Raw genomic sequence first — 17,636 nt, forward strand, 5'->3', positions numbered from 1 at the left:
CTTCTCGCAATGCGGAGGAAATTCAGGGGAAAACCGGAAGTCCGGGGCCGCGGACGCGCGTTTCCGGAGCCTGATGCGGCAGCGTCGCGGAATGTGCAGGGAAAGGACAGCCCCGCGTTTCAAAAGCGGACAGGAGCGCGGGCGTCATGCGCCCATGCGGCTCTTCGTGAAACGCGTCAGTTCACCGGGAGACTCCATGGCGGGATCAGACCGTCGCCGGCTGACTTTGGGAGGTGAGAGGTGTTCATGGCATATCCCTTGCGGAAAGGTTGAGGGCATATTCCCTTGGGGAACCATACGTCCTTTTTCAAAAAAATAAAATCAAAAAGTTTCGCGGGACGCGTTATGGAAAAGGGGAGTTTTCCCTTTTATGCAACAGAGCGAAACCAAAGGATATACCCGGGATTTCCGGCGGGGCGGAACGCTTTTTGCCTTTATGGACGGTGACAGAATTGTTATTTCTGCGCGCCGAGCGAGCGCTCTATGCTTGCAAAGGCATTGTGGCCGTGTATGGATTCCTCGCTTTCCACTTCCACGGAGAACCACGTCACATGGGTGTGGCTTTCGAGCTTGGCGGCCACGTTGCGCACCACGTCTTCCACGAACAGCGCGTTGTCGTAGGCCTGTTCGGTGACGAATTTTTCATCCGGTCTCTTGAGCAGCGTATGGATGGGGGCGGAACCCGAAGCCTCGGCAATATCGATGAAGCCTTCCAGCCATTCGAAACGGCTCATGCGGACGGCCATGCGCACCATGGCCCGCTGGCCGTGGGCTCCGGCCCGGCTGATGGCCTTGGAACAGGGGCATACCGTGGTGACGGGCACTTCGAGTTCCAGCAGAAAACGCGGGCCCTCCCTGCCTTCCTCCAGTTCTCCGGTAAGACGGCAGAGATAGCGCACCGGCGCGGAGCGGCCCGAAACGGGGGCCTTGCGCATACGGAAATACGGAAAGCTGAACATGGCGTAGGCGCGCCGTGCATGAAGGCGCGTGAGCACGTCGGAAAGCAGGCGCTTCATGGAAGCGTAATCCAGCTCTTCGGCGCTTGCCTCACGCCAGTTTTCCAGAGCTTCCAGAAAGCGGCTCATGTGCGTGCCCTTGAACGCGGCGGGCAGATCGACCCCCATGTCCACGGAAGCCACGGTGTGCTGGCGGCCCCTGTCGCGGTCCTTGACCACGAGGGGCATTTCCACATGCTTGACGCCCACGCGGTCGATATCCAGCGCGACGCTGGAAGGGCTGCTCTGAACGTCCGTCAGCGAGTGTTCGCATCCGGCGGGTGATGTCATGGTCATGCGTGCTCCTTATGTTCGTGATCGTGGAAGATGTGACGCTCGGGGGCGGCCTCTATGGCGGTGAGGGAGCACGAGCTTTGCAGAACGCCGCGAGAGGAACGGAGCCTGTCGGCAAGTTCGGTGACGGCGGCGGCCGGACCCCGCAGGGCCATGGTTTCCAGGCAGTGATGTTCGTCCAGATGCACATGCATGGTGGCGAGCACCATGCCGTGAGCCTCATGCTGGAGGGAGGTGAGGCGACCGGGCAGGTCGTTGTCGTGATGGTCGTACACCAGCGTCAGCACACCCGCCACCGGCGCGTCGGGGTCGGAAACGATTTCTTCCGAAAGCTCGCGCCGTATGCAGTGGCGCAGCGCTTCGGAACGGTTGGCAAAGCCCTTGCGTTCGCTGTGCCTGTCGAAGGCGGTGAGAAGCTCACGCTCCAGAGACACCCCAAAACGTACCAGTTCGCTCATGATTTCTCCCTGTGGAAAAGCTTTTTTAGCAATACACCAGCAAGGCCCGCGTCTCAAGTGCCGCTTTTCCGGCGCGGTGTTTTGTGGCTTTCAGCGGGGAAGCGGCTCTTTATTTTGCCGCTCATGCGCGCACAGCTTCGAGGCCATGGCCTCCATGTGGCGGTCCGTGGTGCCGCAGCAGCCGCCGAAAATACGCAGTCCGCATTCCTTTCGCAGCAGAACCATGCCTTCGGCCAGTTTTTCCGGTGCAGACTGCCGCGTGACCTTCGAGCCTTCCAGTTCCCGGAAGGAAAGGGGGGAGGCGTTGGCCTGCAGGCCCAGGAAACGGGAACGTACGCGCAGGGTTTGATTGAAGGGGGAAGCGAGCGCCTGCCGTACCGGGGCGGGGTGTACGCAGTTGGTCATGAAGCAGAGGGCGCGGGGGGAGGTTTCGGCGTCGATGACGGCAATGGCCGTATCAAGGGGCGTACCGTCCGCAAGGCGTCCGTCGGCGCGAAGGGTGAAGCTCACGATATAGGGCAGGCCCGTTTCCGCCATGGCCTGCGCCATGCCGACGCTCTCGGGCAGGCTGGGCATGAGGGCGGCATACAGAAAATCCGCCCCTGCCTCCTGAAAACGTCCGGCCTGCCAGCGGTGCAGGCGCAGGGCCTCGGGGGCGGAAAGGCAGCCTTCGCCCGTGTAGGCGTCGCCCTTGCAGCCCATCATGCCTCCCGCGAACATGAGAGCGCCGCGCGCATCGGCTTCATGTTGTATTTCGCGCAGCAGCGCCATGTTTTCCCGAAGGATGGAGCTTTCGCCGTTTTCATCGACAAAGCCCGCCCGTGAGGCCCTTTCCCTGTCGCAGCGCCGCGTGGGCGTGGCGGCGAGAAAGGGCAGGCCGTACTTTTCGGCTATGGCGAGATACTGCCGCCACAGAAAGCCGAGGGCCGCGCGGCCTTTTTCTTCCCGCACAAGACCGGCCATGTCCGCCGGGCCTTCGGTGCAGAGGTGGAATTCATGCTTCAGTCTTTCGGAAAGAGCGCCTTCCATGAGAAAAAGAGGATGCTTTTCCCAGCAGTTTCTAAAATCTTCGCCCCGGGATGGCTCAGCCGCGGCTTGTGCCGCGTTGCTCTTCATGCGGTTTTCTCCGCTTTTGTGATTTCCCTGTCCATGAACTGGAAGAGCAGCAGCGAAAGCACCGTAAGCGCCATGCCGCAGTAGAAGGGAAGCTGGTAGCCGAAGCTTACCCACAGCCAGCCGCCGAGGGGCGGAATGAGCACCGCGGCGATGTGGTTGATGGTCTGGGCAAGCCCCATGCTGGGGGCCACGTCGGCGGGGTCGGCGATTTTCTGGAAAAAGGTGCGTACGGCGATGGCGAAGTTGAAGGTGAGGCTGTCGAGAACATACATGGCGCCGGCAAGGTACGCGCTGTCCGTCCAAGCATAGCCGAGAAAGATGAAGAAGGCGGAGGTGTATTCTATGGTAAGCAGTCTTCTTTCGCCGATGCGGTTGATGATGCGGCCGATGAGCGGGTTGAAGAACCAGTTCACGGCATAGTTCACCATATAGAGCACGGCCACGGCGCGCACGGAAAAGCCGAATTTTTCCACGAGCAGGAAAAGGGAAAAGACGGTGAAGATCTGCCTGCGTCCTCCCATGAGCAGCGTAAGCGCGTAGAAGAGCCAGTACCTGCCGCGGAAAACCATGCCTTTTTTCTGGGGGACGACCTTCGGACTGGAAGGGTCGAAGAAAAGGCAGGCCGCGCCGAGAGCCACGACCACCACGCCGGTTGCGGCAAACATGGTTTCGTAGGAAAGGTGTCCCGCACAGAAAAAGACCATGAGCGAGGCGGCAAGGCTCCCCCCGGCGGCCAGACCGCGCATACGTCCCATGACGATGGGCGTGCTTGCGAGGTCGTAATACTGTATCATCAGCGACTGATTGATGGTTTCAAAGAAATGAAACCCCGCCGACATGACGAACACCGCCCCCGCAATGCCCCAGAAGGAGGTGAACAGACCGATGACGGCCGTACCCGCTCCGCAGATGATGACGGAGAGCACGCAGAGCCTGTGTTCGCGTATGACGAGCATGAGCGGCACGACGAGAAAGCACAGAAAGCCCGGCACCTCGCGCAGGGCGACCACGAGGCCGTTGTCTGCGGCGGAAAATCCGCCCACCTCCACGGCATAGTTGGTGTAGAGCAGCGACGAACCCTGAAGGCCCAGCGTACTGCCCAGAGTGAGCAGAAAAAGAAAGAGATACATGCGGGTATTGCCCGACACGTTGGAAACAATGGCTTTCATGGCAATGCCTTGGGATGGGGACGGAGAGGTTCCGGGGACTTGTGTGCGAAAGAGAAGAGAGGGGGGCGGCTTCCCGGTCGCGGGAGAGCCCCTGAAGGCCGGGCGGCCTGAGCTCCCGGGCGTTTTTTGTTTCTGCCGGCGGGAATGCGGCCCGCCAAGCAGAAAGCCGCGGACGGACCGCGGCTTTCTGAAAGGTACGCGATGCGGGGGCGTTTCCGCCCCCGGCTTCTCAGGCGAGAGCCTGCAGAAGCAGCAGCGCGACGATGTTGATGATCTTGATCATGGGGTTGACGGCGGGGCCGGCGGTGTCCTTGTAGGGGTCGCCCACGGTGTCGCCGGTAACGGCGGCCTTGTGAGCTTCGGAACCCTTGCCGCCGAAGTTGCCTTCTTCAATGTACTTCTTGGCGTTGTCCCAGGCTCCGCCGCCGGAGGTCATGGAAATGGCCACGAACAGACCGGTGACGATGGTGCCCATGAGCATGGCGCCCAGGGAGGCGAAGGCCGCAGCCTGGCCGCCGCAGAGCTTGATCACATAGTACACGACCACGGGGGCGAGCACGGGCAGCAGGGAGGGCAGGATCATTTCCTTGATGGCGGACTTGGTGAGCATGTCCACGCAGGCGCTGTAGTCGGGCTTGCCGGTGCCTTCCATGATGCCGGGAATGTTGTGGAACTGACGGCGCACTTCAACCACCACGGCGGCGCCGGCGCGGCCCACGGCCTTCATGCCCATGGCGCCGAACAGATAGGGGAGCAGACCGCCGACGAACAGGCCGACGAGAACGTACGGATCCTGCAGGGCGAAGGTCACGTCGAGGTTGGGGAAGTAGCGGCTCAGGTCTTCGGTGTAGGAGGCGAAGAGCACGAGAGCGGCCAGAGCGGCGGAACCGATGGCGTAACCCTTGGTGACGGCCTTGGTGGTGTTGCCCACGGCGTCGAGGGCGTCGGTGGTTTCGCGGATGTCTTCGGGCAGACCGGACATTTCGGCAATGCCGCCGGCGTTGTCGGTCACGGGGCCGTAGGCGTCAAGAGCGACGATCATGCCGGCGAGGGCCAGCATGGTGGTGGCGGCGAGGGAGATGCCGAACAGACCGGCCTGGGTGTAGGCGAAGAGGATGCCGGCGCAGATGATGATCACGGGAGCGGCGCAGGCTTCCATGGAGACGGCGAGGCCCTGGATCACGTTGGTGCCGTGACCGGTGGTGGACGCCTTGGAAATGCTGCGCACGGGGCGGTAGGAAGTGGAGGTGTAGTATTCGGTGACCAGCACGATGAGGCCGGTGACGATGAGACCGGTGAGGCAGCACAGCAGCAGGCTGAAGCCGTTGAAGCTGATGCCCTGAATGGTCATGTCGCCTTCGCTCCAGAACACGAACATGGTCACGACGGCGATGAGCACGGCGGAGAGCACGGCGGTGGCGATGAGGCCCTTGTACAGAGCACGCATGATCTTGCCGTCGGAACCGAGCTTCACGAAGAAGGTGCCGGCCACCGAGGCCACGATGCACACGCCGCTGATGAGCAGCGGGAACATCATCATCTTGGTCTGCAGAGCGCCTTCGAAGAAGATGGAGGCCAGAAGCATGGTGGCCACCACGGTCACGGCGTAGGTTTCAAAAAGGTCGGCGGCCATGCCGGCGCAGTCGCCCACGTTGTCGCCCACGTTGTCGGCGATAACGGCGGGGTTGCGGGGGTCGTCTTCAGGAATGCCGGCTTCCACCTTGCCCACGAGGTCGGCACCCACGTCGGCGCCCTTGGTGAAGATGCCGCCGCCGAGACGGGCGAAGATGGAGATGAGGGAGGCGCCGAAGGAGAGAGCCACCAGAGCCTGCATGGTCTGTTCGGTGGACACGCCGAAGATGGAGAGAACGGCGTAGTACACGGAAACGCCGAGCAGGCCGAGACCCACCACCAGCATACCGGTGATGGCGCCGGACTGGAAGGAGATGTTCAGCGCGGGAACCATGCCCTTTTCGGCGGCAGCGGCGGTGCGCACGTTGGCGCGCACGGACACGTTCATGCCGATGAAGCCGGCGAGGCCGGACAGCACGGCGCCGAGCACGAAGCCCAGGGCGGTGAGGAAGGACATGGTGAACAGAAGCAGCACGGCCACCACCACGCCCACGATGGCGATGGTGCGGTACTGGCGCTTCAGATAGGCCTGAGCGCCTTCCTGAATGGCGCCGGCGATACGCTGCATATCCTCATTGCCGGTGGAGGCGGCGAGGATGTTTTTGGCCGTCTTGAACGCGTAGTACAGCGCAAAGGCCGCGCACGCGAAGACGATCACCAGAGAAAAGAAAGTCATACATACCCCCGACAGGTAGGCTGAAAGTGGAAAAACCGAACATTGGACGGGCAGGCCCGCCTGCCCGTGACTCCCTGTGATTTAAGGAACGTCAAGAATATATAAATTCCCTGCCGATGACAAGCCTTGCCCGTTGGGAACGGGAAGGCGCGCATGGACTTTTTTTTCGCTTGAAGGTACAGGAAAACAGAGTCTTCCTTCCCTGAAAAAGAGCGGGAAGAGCAGCGTTTTTATCATGTTGCGGGCCGGGCGGCGAATATTGCTCCGCCGTTGGAGCATCCGGGAGCCTTTCCGTCTCGCCCCGTCGCGCATTCCGCCCCGGGATGATTGCCCGGAAGGAAACAACACAAGGAACAGCCATGGAATCAAACGCGTTCGTGATGCATAACGGAATTGCCGTGCCTCATCCGGGCTTCGGCACCTGCAAGATACCGGAAGAGGACGTCTGCGGAACCGTGCTGCGCGCTCTGGAGGTCGGGTATCGTCATTTCGACACCGCCGCGCTGTACGGCAACGAGGTACAGGTGGGGGAAGGCTTGCGCAAAAGCGCTTTTCCGCGCGAGGAACTCTTTGTCGTGAGCAAGGTATGGAACACGGAACGGGGATACGAGCGCACGAAGGCGGCCTTTGAGGCCTCGCTGGAAAGGCTGGGACTTGATTATCTCGATCTGTACCTCATCCACTGGCCCGCCAACAGAAAGCAGTTCGGCGACGAGGCGGAAAACATCAACGCGCAGACGTGGCGCGCGCTGGAAGATCTGTATGCCGAAGGCCGTGTGCGCGCCATAGGGGTGAGCAATTTTCTGCCCCATCATCTGGAGGCCCTTGCCCGGACGGCACGCGTGCTGCCCATGGTGAACCAGATAGAATGTCATCCCGGCTGGCTTCAGTTGCCGGTGGTGGAATACTGCCATGAGCACGGCATCGTGGTGGAGGCCTGGAGTCCCCTCGGGCGCAGGGCCGTGCTCGATCATCCTGTGCTTCGGGAAGTGGCGGAGAAAAGGGGCATGACCACGGCGCAGGTATGCCTTGCCTGGCTGCTCGGCCACGGCGTGCTGCCTCTTCCCAAGAGTGTGGACCCGGTGCGCATGGAGCAGAATTTCCATGCGGAGGCCGTGCTCGACGAAAGGGAGATAAGGGCCGTGGACGCGCTCGCGCCCATGGGCAACTGCGACGACCCGGACTCCGTGGACTTCTGATCCCGTCCGGGAGCGCACAGAGACGGGGCCCGGCAGGATTTTTCTCCGGCGGAAAGGCTGCTCCGGTTCGCGTTCCGGGGCCTTCCGCCGGAAAACATGCAGACTTTTCCCGCCTTCGGGGCGGGACAGGCACGGGCGGCGGGATGGCGCCTTGAAAAGCACCGCCGCCGGGGTGCCATACAGGAGAACGAGATGTCATTGAAAGAGCGCCTCGGCCTAAACGGGGCCCCCCTTTATGTGATGGACGGCAACGCCTTTCTGTTCCGGGGATATTTCGCCAATGCCGGAATGACGCGTTCCGACGGCTTCCCCACGGGCGCGCTGCACATCGTGGGCCGGGTGCTGCTCAAGCTTCTCAGAGAGGAGCGGCCCGAACACTTCGTCTTTGTCATGGACGGGCACGGCAGGCATTTCAGACATGAGATATTTCCGGCCTACAAGGCCAACCGTCCCACGCCGCCGGAGGGGCTTGTCGCGCAGATAGAGCCCCTGCAGGACATGGTGCGCGCGCTGGGCATGAAGGTGGTGGTTTCCGAGGGATGCGAAGCGGACGACTGCATTGCGAGCCTTGCCTCCCGATACGCCGGGGAACGCCCCGTCGTCATCATCGGCATGGACAAGGACCTGCGTCAGTGTCTCGCTCCCGGAGTGGTCATGTGGGACCCCGCCTCCCGCGAGGAAAAGATCATCACTCTGGAATCCTTCCGCAGGGAAACGGGGCTTGAACCTTCCCAGTGGCCGGACGTGCAGGCCCTCATCGGCGATTCTTCCGACAACGTGCCCGGAGTGAAGGGCATAGGCGAGAAGACGGCGGAAAAGCTGTTCCGTGATTTTAAGAATCTGGAAGACGTGCGCGACCGCATGGCCGACGTTCCCCCTTCCGTACGCAGGAAGCTGGAAGGCAACGAAGAGGCCATGTTCCTCTACCGCGATCTGACGCGGCTCCATACGGACTGCTGCGCCCATACGCTGGAAGAGATGGCGGTGCGTCCTCTGGACAGACAGAAGGCGCGCACCTTCCTGCGGGAATTTGAAATGAATTTCCTGCTGCGCGAACTGGGCAGCCTTGTCCGTCAGGGCATCGTCGCTTCCACGGGAGAAGAGGAGCAGGCTCCCGCACCCGGAACCAGAGCGGGACGGCAGCTTTCGCTTTTCGACGTCGCGCCCGCCGTGCCTGCCATGGAAAGCGTGGAGGATGCGTCCGCGCTTCCTTCCTGTGCGGGCAGGGAGGCGGCCGTCACTCCGGCTCCCGCGGTGGGAGGATTCCACGGCGCCGGTCTCTGCGTGGCCGTGCGCACGCCTTCCGGCGTGAAGGAAACGCTCTTTTCCGGCGATCCGCGCGCGCTTGCGGCATGGGCCGGCGAGGCGTCGCTTCTGGTGACGCCGGACATGAAGCGCCTTCTGCACGGACACAGGGCCTTCGGCACCATTGCTCCCGCGCGCTGTTTCGACCTCGGGCTTGCCGCGTACCTGCTGGCTCCGGAAGACAGAGATTACGGATGGCCCAGCCTTTCGGCCCGTCATGCGGAAAGGAGCGGTCTGCCCATGGAGCGGCCCGCCTCCATGGCTCTTTCCCTGTACGACGACATGGTGAAGCGCCTGGAACACGACGGACTTCTGCCCCTGCTCCGGGACATGGAAATGCCCCTTATTCCCGTTCTTGCCTCCATGGAGGATGCGGGCATCACCATCGACAGGCAGGCCCTCAGGCAGTTCCTCGACGAGGTGCAGGAAGAGCTGGACGCGCTGACGCTGCGCATCTACAAGGAGGCGGGGCAGGAATTCAATATCCGCTCCGCCCAGCAGATAGGCGAAATACTTTTTAAAAAGCTGGGGCTTGCCGCAGCCAGGTCCACCAAGGGAGGGCAGGCTTCCACCTCGCAGGCGGTGCTGGAAAAGCTTTCCGGCAAACACCCCGTGGTGGACGCGCTGCTGGAATTCCGCAAGCTGGAGAAAATGCGTTCCACCTATCTGGAGCCGCTCCCCCGCCTTGCAGGGCCTGACAGCCGCATACACACCACCTTCAACCAGACGGCTACGGCCACGGGCAGGCTTTCTTCCAGCAACCCCAACCTCCAGAACATTCCCGTGCGCGGCGATCTGGGGCGGCGTATGCGCACCTGCTTCACCGCAGGGCCGGGCATGAGCCTTGTTTCCGCCGACTATTCGCAGGTGGAACTTCGGGTGCTCGCCCATTATTCCCAGGACCCGACGCTGCTTTCCGCCTTCCGCAATGGGGAGGACATTCATACCCGCACGGCCGCGCTTCTGTATGATGTGGATCCTTCGCAGATAGGGCCGGATGAACGCCGCAGGGCCAAGACCATCAACTTCGGCCTCATTTACGGCATGGGTGCGCGCAAGCTCGGGCAGGATCTGGGTATTCCCCTTTCGGAAGCGCGCATGTTCATCGAGCGCTACTTCGCCCGCTTTGCCCACATCAAGGAATTTTTCGACAGCGTGGAGGAAGAGGCGCGCAAAAACGGTTATGTGACCACCATTTCCGGTCGTCGCCGCCCCCTGCCCGACATGCTCTCCCAGAGCGGGCAGGCCCGGGCCCTCGCCGAGAGGCAGGCCGTGAACACCCTTATTCAGGGGTCCGCCGCCGACCTCATCAAGTTCGCCATGCTGGCGGTGTACCGTGATGAGGAACTCCGGCGCAGAAAGGCGCGCCTGCTGCTTCAGATACACGACGAACTCATTGTGGAAGCGCCGGAAGCGGAGGCGCAGGCCGTGGCCTCGCGCCTTGCCGCGCTCATGACCGACACCTCGGCCTGGGGCATGGAACTTCGCGTCCCCCTTGTGGCCGATGCGGGTGTGGGCCATAACTGGGGCGAGGCGCACTAGACGGCGGAAAGCCGGGAATGCGTCTTCTCTGGAAGGCAGGGGCGGAGAGACAAGGGAGAGCGCGTTCTTTTCCGGGAACCTTCCGGCCGTACTCCGGCGGGATGCCGCCCGGCCGTTTGCCGCCCTCTTCGGCGTGTTTGCCGGAAACGATTCGGATTCATGGGCTTTTGCCCTCAACAGACGAGAACAGTATGGCACTTCTTTCCCTTCAGAACGCCTGCCTCACGCTGGGCAGCAAACAGCTTCTGGATCATACCGAAATTTATGTGGAGCAGGGCGACAGGCTCTGCATCGTGGGCCGCAACGGCGTGGGCAAGTCCTCCCTTCTTTCCGTGCTGGCCGGGCGTCTGCCTCTGGACGCCGGGGAACGGCACGAGGAACCGGGCCTGCGCATCGGCTATGTGCAGCAGGCCGTGCCCGATCACTGGCGCGGTTTCGTATTCGGCGTGACGGCCGACGCGCTGGGCAGGGAAGGGCATCTTCTGGCTGCGGCGCATCTCATCGCTTCCGACAGGCGCGATCTGCTGCCCCCGGACCTTGCCCGTGAGGCGGACATGGTCATGGAGCACGGCGAGGTGTGGGAACGGCACGGCGAGGTGCTCGGCGTCATCAACAGCCTGGGGCTCGACCCGGAGGCGGATTTTTCCACCCTTTCCGGCGGAACGCGCCGCCGCGTCGCCCTTGCCCGGGCGCTCATCGCCTCGGATGTGCTTCTGCTCGACGAACCTACGAACCATCTGGACATCAGCACCATAAGCTGGCTGGAAGAATATCTGGCAAGGCAGGCCCGTACGCTGGTTTTCATCAGCCACGACCGTGCGTTCGTGCGTCGTCTGGCCACGCGCATGGTGGAGCTCGACCGTGCGAAGCTCTACAGCTATGCCTGCAACTTCGATGCCTTTCTGGAGCGCCGGGAAGAACGTCTTCATGCGGAAGACATGCAGAACGCCGTGTTCGACAAGAAGCTCGCACAGGAGGAAGTGTGGATACGGCAGGGCATCAAGGCCCGCCGTACCCGCAACATGGGCCGCGTGCGGGAACTTCTGAAAATGCGCGAGGAGCGCGCCGCGCGCAAGGCGAGAATGGGCACGGCCACGTTCAATGTGCAGGAGGCCGAAAAGTCGGGCAGACTGGTGGCGGAGATGAAGGATGTTTCCTTCACCTGGCCGGACGGTTACAAGGTGTTCGAGGGCGCTTCGCTCATCATTCAGCGCGGCGACAAGATAGGCCTCATCGGCGACAACGGCGCAGGCAAGACCACCTTCCTGCGCGTGCTTCTCGGCGAACTTCCCCCTTCTTCCGGCACGGTCCGCCTCGGCACCGGGCTGGAAATCGCCTATTTCGACCAGTTGCGCGATTCGCTGGACGATGAAAAGAGCGTGATGGACAGCGTGGCCGAAGGCAACGACAGAGTGACCATCAACGGCGAACCGCGCCATGTGGCAAGCTATCTTCAGGATTTTCTCTTTGATTCCAGCAGGCTGAGAACTCCCGTAGGCCTTCTTTCCGGCGGGGAGCGCAACCGCCTTTTGCTGGCGAAGCTCTTTACCCGGCCTTCCAACCTGCTGGTGCTCGACGAACCCACCAACGACCTGGATGCGGAAACGCTGGAACTTCTGGAGGAAATGCTTTCCTCCTACAAGGGAACCGTCATCGTGGTCAGCCACGACCGTGCCTTCCTCGACGAACTTGTGACCGGTACCATCGCCCTTGAAGGCGACGGCAGGGTGCGCGAATATGTGGGCGGCTATACCGACTGGCTGCGCCAGCGCGACAGGCCGGAGGAAAAGAAGCCGGCTTCGTCCTCCAGAGAGACGTGGAAGGAGAACGCCCCCAAAAAGCGCCGCCTTTCCTACAAGGAACAACGCGAGCAGGAGGCGCTGCAGAAGGAGCAGGAGGAACTTCCCGCAAGGCTGGAGGCTCTGGAGCAGGAGCAGAAGAAGCTTGAGGCGGCCCTTGCCGACCCCGACCTTTTCGGCCGCGACCCGGAAGCATTCAATACCATGATCGCCCGTCTGCCCGAGGTGGAGGAGGAGCAGCTTGCCCTTCTGGAGCGCAGCGAGGAAATTGAGGCACGACTCAAGGAACTTGAGCTTTAGCATGGTTCCGGGCCCTCTGGCGGGAGCGCCCGTACCGGATGTCCCTGAGAGAAAAGCGGGGCGGCCGTTTTCCGGCCGCCCCGCTTCGTATGCTCTGCGCATGGGGAAAGGAAATTTTTTCGTCCCTGTCTTCGGGGGAAGGCTCAGATTTTTTCTTCGGCCTTGTGTTCCATCTGATGGCGGGACACCTTCACCATGAGTTCCGTGACGTGGAAGTCGCTGTTGCTGGTGGTCCAGTAATCGGTGACGTAGCGCTCGTAGCAGTCTTCGCCCATGGCGTAGCCGTGGCGTCGCATCCAGCCTATGAAGCGTTTGTAGGTTTCGCCTATGCGTTCCTGCGGGCCTACATGGTAGCAGGATGCCATCATGCAGCCGCCGAAATCCACTCTGCCGCCTCCGCCGCTGGGTTCGAGCACGCGCTGCATGATGCGCACGGTCTGCGCGTTGCCCTCCACCCTGTCCTTCATGCTGGAAAAATGGATATACACCGGTCCGGTGATGGCGTTGTTCGTTTTTTCCACATAGCTCATGAAGTCGAGATTGATGATGGCGGATTTGATGTCGCCGTCGAAGGGCTGTTCCTGAAAAAGAAGCTGCCTGCCCTCCACATATTTGACCGAGACTTCGCTCACGCCTTCGGTGATGACGGTTTCCGCCTCCCGGATGAGATCCTGCCAGTCGCGCACCGATTCCTCGCAGCGCCTGAGTTCTATCTGCGCCTTCTGCAGTTCGTCGAGCTTCTGTTCGAAGGCCGCGCGCAAGGCGCCGTACACGTTGCCCTGACTGCCGGAAATGAAACGCCGCATTTCATCGAGCTTGAACCCCATCTGCTTGTAGTATTTGAGCACGGGCACAAGAAGCAGTTCGTCATGCGTGTACATGCGATAGTTGTTGTAGTCGTGGCGCAGCGAGGAGATGAGCCCTATCTTGTCGTAGAAACGCAGGGCTTTTTTCGACACGTTGCAAAGCTGGCTCAGTTCGCCGATGGAGTATTGTTGCTTGCGCGGCATGAAGAATCCTTCCGGGAAGGGCGATGGCGGGGAAAAACGGCCTTAGCCATATCAATCATAGCTCTTTTCATGTGTTTTTGCCAGAGGCGGCAGCGGCTCTCCGCGGAGGGGCAGACAGGAGAAAAGTCCCTGCTTGACGCTCCGGGCGGGGCGGCTTAGAACCGATGATAATCCCCTGAATATCGTGATATGTCTTTTGGATGGCGCCGCCGTGCGGAGGAGATGAGCATGATGGAACAGCCGTATTTCGCCCCGACGGTGGAAGAGAGTTATTACCGCCTTCTTACGCATATTCCCGGCATGGTGTACCGCTGCCGCGCCGAAAAGGTGGTGGAAAGCGACGGCGGCCAGCACTTTGAATATGTGCTGGAGTTCGTCAGCGAAGGGAGCGAGCGGCTCATCGGCATTGCCGCAGGCGTCATGCTCGGCCAGAACCAGAACGTCATCGAACGCATGACGCATCCCGACGATCTGCAGAGGCAGCGCCAGGAGATATACGACAGGGTGGTGGCCCATGAGCCGTATCAGGTCATGTACAGGCTGCTTCTGCCCGGCAACGTGACCAAATGGGTGTGGGATCAGGGCGAGGGCGTCTACGGGCCGGACGACGGGTTGTGGTATCTGGAAGGCCTCATCATGGATGTGAGCGAGCAGAAGCTCATGGAGCTGAGTCTCCGTGAGGAAAACCGTCAGTTCCGGGCTTCCTCCTCCAATCTGTTCGGGCTCGGCAATCTTGTGGGCCAGAGCGAAAGTATGCGCCGCGTGTACGAGCTTATTCTGAAGGCGGCGGAAACCGATACCAACGTCATCATTTACGGGGAAACCGGTGCGGGAAAGGACGTGGCGGCGCGCGCCATCCATGCCCTTAGCGGCAGAAAGGGCCCCTATGTGCCCGTGAACTGCGGAGCCATTCCCGAAACGCTCATGGAAAGCGAGTTCTTCGGGCACACCAAGGGGGCGTTCACCGGCGCTACCGGCAGCAAGGAGGGGTATATCGCCGCCGCCGACGGGGGAACGCTTTTTCTTGACGAAATAGGGGAACTGCCGCTGCATCTTCAGGTAAAGCTTCTGCGTACGCTGGAAAACAAGATGTACACGCCCGTGGGAAGCCATACGCCGAAGACGTCGAGCTTCCGTCTCGTGGCCGCCACCAATCAGGACCTGCGGAAAATGGTCAGGGAAAAGAAGATGCGCGCAGATTTTTATTATCGCGTGCATGTTCTGGCCATTACCATTCCTCCCCTCAGAGACAGACTCGGTGACCTGCCTCTGCTTACGGCCGCATGGCAGGAGAGGCGCGGACTTCAGATGGATATTCCGCTCAATGTGCGTCTTGCCATGGAGCGTTATCCCTGGCCGGGCAATATTCGAGAGCTTTACAACTTCCTCGACCGTTACGCGGCCTTCGGCGACGCGGCGCTGGATTCTCTGGGCGATGCCGCCCGGTCTTCGCTCTCCCTTCTGCCGCCGGAGCTGGAAGAAGGGGTGACGCTGGAGGAAGCCACCCTTCAACTGGAGGAAAAGCTCATCCGCAAGACGCTGGAAGCCTGCCGCTGGCACAGGGGAGAGGCCGCCAAACGTCTGGGCCTCAACGTGCGTACCCTGCAGAGGAAAATGAAGCGCCTGGGGCTCGGCGGCAGGGGCGGCAGGGACGGGGCGGACATGTAGTCCCTGTCTGTACTGTCCGGCATACCGCGGAAACTTGCGGAGCCCGGTGGAATTCCCGTTGCGGGGGAAGGCCGGGCCGTGAGTCTTTCAGTGTTTTACTGCGTCGGAGAAGACGTTGATGACCACCACGCCCGCGATGATGAGTCCGAGCCCGATGTAGGCGGGCAGATCCAGATGCTGCCGGAAGTAGAAAACGCCCACGGCGGAGATGAGTACGATGCCGAGCGCGCACCAGATGGCGTAGGCAATGCCTACGGGCATGGTTTTGAGCACATGGGAAAAGGTGTAGAAGGAAACGATATAGCCTGCGATGCAGCACAGAGTGGGCACAAGCCTTGTGAACTGTTTTGAGGCATTCAGGCTGGAAGTGGCGAAGGTTTCGGCCAGAATGGCCAGCAGAAGAAGGCCGTAGGTGGTGAGTGCGCCGCGCATAAGCTCTCCCGGAAGAAGGGTGAATAAGGCAGGGCGGGCATGAACCCGAAGCGGGATGAAGCAACAGCCCGGAACGGGCGGGCGAGGCTTCTCCAGGAAAAAAAGGGCCGTCTTTGGGAGAAAAGACGGCCCCGAGAGAGAGGGAATGCCCGTTAGAGCGCTTCCCTGTAGGCCTCGGCGGAGTGCAGGGCCTCCACGGCGGCCATGTCTTCGGGCTTCACTTTGATGAGCCAGCCCTTTTCATAACAGGATGCGTTGAGCAGGGTGGGGGTGTCGCCGAGTTCTTCGTTTACGGCAACGACTTCACCGGCCACGGGCATGAAGAGCTTGTTCACGGACTTGATGGATTCCACTTCGCCGAATTCGTCGCCCGCGCCGAAGCTGTCGCCTTAGGAAGGAAGGTTGACATACACCACTTCGCCGAGCTGATCCTGAGCGTAGTCGCTCACGCCCACGACGATTTCATCGCCGTCTACGCGGACCCAGATGTGTTCGTCGGTGTACTTGAGGTTCGCGGGCAGGTTGAGTTCCGCAATGTTCCTGGCCATGGGGGATTCCTTGGAAAAGAGGTTATTCCGCAATGCCTGCGGCGGCTTCCATCACGCCTTCGGCCAGCGTGGGATGGGCATGGATGGTGCGGGCGATGTCGGAAACCTTCGCTCCCATCTCAAGGGCGAGGGCGCATTCGGCAATGAGGTCCGTGGCATGGGCGCCGGCAAAGTGCGCGCCGAGGAGTCTGCCGCTTTCCTTGTCCGCCACCAGCTTGAACACGCCGGGCAGTTCGCCCATGGCCTGCGCCTTGCCCAGTTCCCGGAACTGGAATTCCGAGGTGACGACGTCGAAGCCCTTGGCCTTGGCCTGCGCTTCGGTAAGGCCCACGTCGCCGATTTCCGGCGAGCTGAAGATGCCGGAGGGGACCACGTCGTAATTGGGCTTTTCGCTCGCGCCGAAGATGTTGGCCACGGCCACATGCGCTTCGGCAGAGGCCATGTGCGCCAGCATGATGCGCGCGGGGCCGAGAATGTCGCCGATGGCGTAGATGCCGGGCACGGAGGTTTCGAGCTGGTCGTTCACGGTGATGTAGCCGCGCTTGTCGGTGGCGACTCCCGCTTCGGCAAGGCCGAGGCCGTCGGTCACGGGCACGCGGCCGATGGTCATGAAGATGCAGTCGGCCTCAAGGGTGACGGGCTTTTTGGCGGAGGCGGGCACAAGCTCGGGAGCGAGGAAGGGAGAGGGGCCGAGGTCGGCAAAGACCCTGCCGTCTTCCACCTTCGTGGCGTTCACGGTACGGGCGAGTTCCACCTTGATGCCCTTCTTCTTGGCTTCGCGCAGGAGGAGCCTGCTCATTTCCTCGTCCACGGAAGGCACGGGCAGAAGGCGGTTCTGCCCTTCCACGATGGTCACTTCGCTGCCGAAGGCGCGGAAGATGAAGGCCAGTTCCGTGCCGACCACGCCGCCGCCCACGATGATGAGGCGCGCGGGCACATGGTCGAGTTCCAGAGCTTCATTGCTGGAAAGAATATATTTGCCGTCCACGGGCAGGGAGGGGAGATTCAGCACGTTGGAGCCGGTGGCGATGATGACCCTGTCGCCTTCGATGTCCTGAACCGTGCCGTCGGCAAGGGTGGCCTGCACGAGGTTTGCGCTCACCACGCGGCCGCGGCCCATGACCACGTTGACCTTCAGCTTCCGGCAGGTCTTTTCGAGGCCCCCGCGCAGGGTTTCGGAAACCTTGCGCTTTCTGGCGATGACGGAGGGCATGTCCACGGAAGGGGCGCCTTCGCAGGAAATGCCGAATTCTCCGGCGCGGCGGATGGTTTCCAGCGCTTCTGCCGAGGATTTCAGGGTTTTGGTGGGAATGCAGCCGCAGTTGAGACAGGTGCCGCCGAGCCAGGTGGATTCCACGAGGGTGACGTCCGCGCCGCGTTTTGCGGCATCGAAGGCGGCCGTATAGCCGCCGGGGCCTGCACCGATGACGGTGATGCGCATGGGGAACCTTTCCTTGTTTTTCTGCCGCGTCCCGGGAGCGCCGCGGAGAAGC

Annotated in this window: 12 protein-coding genes and 1 pseudogene; 4 read left to right on the plus strand and 9 right to left on the minus strand. The window is 61.7% G+C overall.

The annotated features are described in order from the left end of the window. Window positions 1-455: 455 nt before the first annotated feature. From folE2 to CZ345_RS05010, 5 genes are all read right to left on the minus strand, one after another. Window positions 456-1,256: a GTP cyclohydrolase FolE2 gene (gene folE2, locus CZ345_RS04990; protein ID WP_077072159.1), complete on the minus strand. Its 801-nt coding sequence runs from the start codon at window positions 1,254-1,256 to the stop codon at window positions 456-458. Window positions 1,257-1,288: 32 nt separating this feature from the next. Next, window positions 1,289-1,747, minus strand: a complete 459-nt coding sequence (gene nikR, locus CZ345_RS04995; protein ID WP_077072089.1) for a nickel-responsive transcriptional regulator NikR — start codon at window positions 1,745-1,747, stop codon at window positions 1,289-1,291. A 90-nt stretch (window positions 1,748-1,837) separates the two neighbouring features. Continuing rightward, entirely contained in the window at window positions 1,838-2,863 is a 1,026-nt protein-coding gene (locus CZ345_RS05000; RefSeq protein ID WP_204224228.1) for a homocysteine S-methyltransferase family protein, read from the minus strand. Then, entirely contained in the window at window positions 2,860-4,032 is a 1,173-nt protein-coding gene (locus CZ345_RS05005) for an MFS transporter (protein ID WP_077072090.1), read from the minus strand. Before CZ345_RS05005 ends, CZ345_RS05000 begins: the two co-directional genes overlap by 4 nt. 229 nt (window positions 4,033-4,261) lie before the next feature. Then, on the minus strand, window positions 4,262-6,340 hold the full coding sequence (locus tag CZ345_RS05010) for a sodium-translocating pyrophosphatase (RefSeq protein WP_077072091.1): 2,079 nt from the start codon (window positions 6,338-6,340) through the stop codon (window positions 4,262-4,264). A 359-nt stretch (window positions 6,341-6,699) separates the two neighbouring features. Between CZ345_RS05010 and CZ345_RS05015 the strand changes: the two genes are divergently transcribed. From CZ345_RS05015 to CZ345_RS05025, 3 genes are all read left to right on the plus strand, one after another. Continuing rightward, the gene (locus CZ345_RS05015) at window positions 6,700-7,539 is read left to right on the plus strand and encodes an aldo/keto reductase (protein ID WP_077072092.1); all 840 of its coding nucleotides are present in this window, start codon (window positions 6,700-6,702) and stop codon (window positions 7,537-7,539) included. Between the two features lie 192 nt (window positions 7,540-7,731). Next, complete coding sequence (gene polA / locus CZ345_RS05020; RefSeq protein ID WP_077072161.1) at window positions 7,732-10,386, plus strand: DNA polymerase I; 2,655 nt, start codon at window positions 7,732-7,734, stop codon at window positions 10,384-10,386. A 191-nt stretch (window positions 10,387-10,577) separates the two neighbouring features. Beyond that, window positions 10,578-12,485: an ATP-binding cassette domain-containing protein gene (locus CZ345_RS05025; protein WP_077072093.1), complete on the plus strand. Its 1,908-nt coding sequence runs from the start codon at window positions 10,578-10,580 to the stop codon at window positions 12,483-12,485. 143 nt (window positions 12,486-12,628) lie between these two features. Here CZ345_RS05025 and CZ345_RS05030 read toward each other — a convergent pair whose 3' ends face one another. Next, the gene (locus tag CZ345_RS05030; protein ID WP_077072094.1) at window positions 12,629-13,495 is read right to left on the minus strand and encodes a MerR family transcriptional regulator; all 867 of its coding nucleotides are present in this window, start codon (window positions 13,493-13,495) and stop codon (window positions 12,629-12,631) included. Between the two features lie 228 nt (window positions 13,496-13,723). Between CZ345_RS05030 and CZ345_RS05035 the strand changes: the two genes are divergently transcribed. Then, window positions 13,724-15,163, plus strand: coding sequence for a sigma-54 interaction domain-containing protein (locus tag CZ345_RS05035; protein WP_239446618.1), 1,440 nt, complete (start codon window positions 13,724-13,726; stop codon window positions 15,161-15,163). Window positions 15,164-15,250: 87 nt separating this feature from the next. Here CZ345_RS05035 and CZ345_RS05040 read toward each other — a convergent pair whose 3' ends face one another. The 3 genes and pseudogenes from CZ345_RS05040 to lpdA form a co-directional block, all read right to left on the minus strand. Further along, the gene (locus CZ345_RS05040; RefSeq protein WP_077072096.1) at window positions 15,251-15,595 is read right to left on the minus strand and encodes a DMT family transporter; all 345 of its coding nucleotides are present in this window, start codon (window positions 15,593-15,595) and stop codon (window positions 15,251-15,253) included. A 152-nt stretch (window positions 15,596-15,747) separates the two neighbouring features. Continuing rightward, window positions 15,748-16,143, minus strand: a pseudogene (gene gcvH, locus CZ345_RS05045) (glycine cleavage system protein GcvH). A 22-nt stretch (window positions 16,144-16,165) separates the two neighbouring features. After that, entirely contained in the window at window positions 16,166-17,584 is a 1,419-nt protein-coding gene (lpdA, locus tag CZ345_RS05050) for a dihydrolipoyl dehydrogenase (protein ID WP_077072097.1), read from the minus strand. Between the last annotated feature and the right edge of the window lie 52 nt (window positions 17,585-17,636).

Origin of the sequence: Mailhella massiliensis (genome assembly GCF_900155525.1) — a bacterium.
Classification (GTDB): Bacteria; Desulfobacterota; Desulfovibrionia; order Desulfovibrionales; family Desulfovibrionaceae; genus Mailhella; species Mailhella massiliensis.

Excerpts from the sequence above, each read along its gene's own strand:
- CZ345_RS05040 (WP_077072096.1), bottom strand. The coding sequence starts at position 15,595 with ATGCGCGGCGCACTCACCACCTACGGCCTTCTTCTGCTGGCCATTCTG.
- polA (WP_077072161.1), top strand. The coding sequence starts at position 7,732 with ATGTCATTGAAAGAGCGCCTCGGCCTAAACGGGGCCCCCCTTTATGTG.
- CZ345_RS05025 (WP_077072093.1), top strand. The coding sequence starts at position 10,578 with ATGGCACTTCTTTCCCTTCAGAACGCCTGCCTCACGCTGGGCAGCAAA.
- CZ345_RS05010 (WP_077072091.1), bottom strand. The coding sequence starts at position 6,340 with ATGACTTTCTTTTCTCTGGTGATCGTCTTCGCGTGCGCGGCCTTTGCG.
- nikR (WP_077072089.1), bottom strand. The coding sequence starts at position 1,747 with ATGAGCGAACTGGTACGTTTTGGGGTGTCTCTGGAGCGTGAGCTTCTC.
- CZ345_RS05030 (WP_077072094.1), bottom strand. The coding sequence starts at position 13,495 with ATGCCGCGCAAGCAACAATACTCCATCGGCGAACTGAGCCAGCTTTGC.
- CZ345_RS05035 (WP_239446618.1), top strand. The coding sequence starts at position 13,724 with ATGATGGAACAGCCGTATTTCGCCCCGACGGTGGAAGAGAGTTATTAC.
- lpdA (WP_077072097.1), bottom strand. The coding sequence starts at position 17,584 with ATGCGCATCACCGTCATCGGTGCAGGCCCCGGCGGCTATACGGCCGCC.
- CZ345_RS05015 (WP_077072092.1), top strand. The coding sequence starts at position 6,700 with ATGGAATCAAACGCGTTCGTGATGCATAACGGAATTGCCGTGCCTCAT.
- CZ345_RS05000 (WP_204224228.1), bottom strand. The coding sequence starts at position 2,863 with ATGAAGAGCAACGCGGCACAAGCCGCGGCTGAGCCATCCCGGGGCGAA.
- CZ345_RS05005 (WP_077072090.1), bottom strand. The coding sequence starts at position 4,032 with ATGAAAGCCATTGTTTCCAACGTGTCGGGCAATACCCGCATGTATCTC.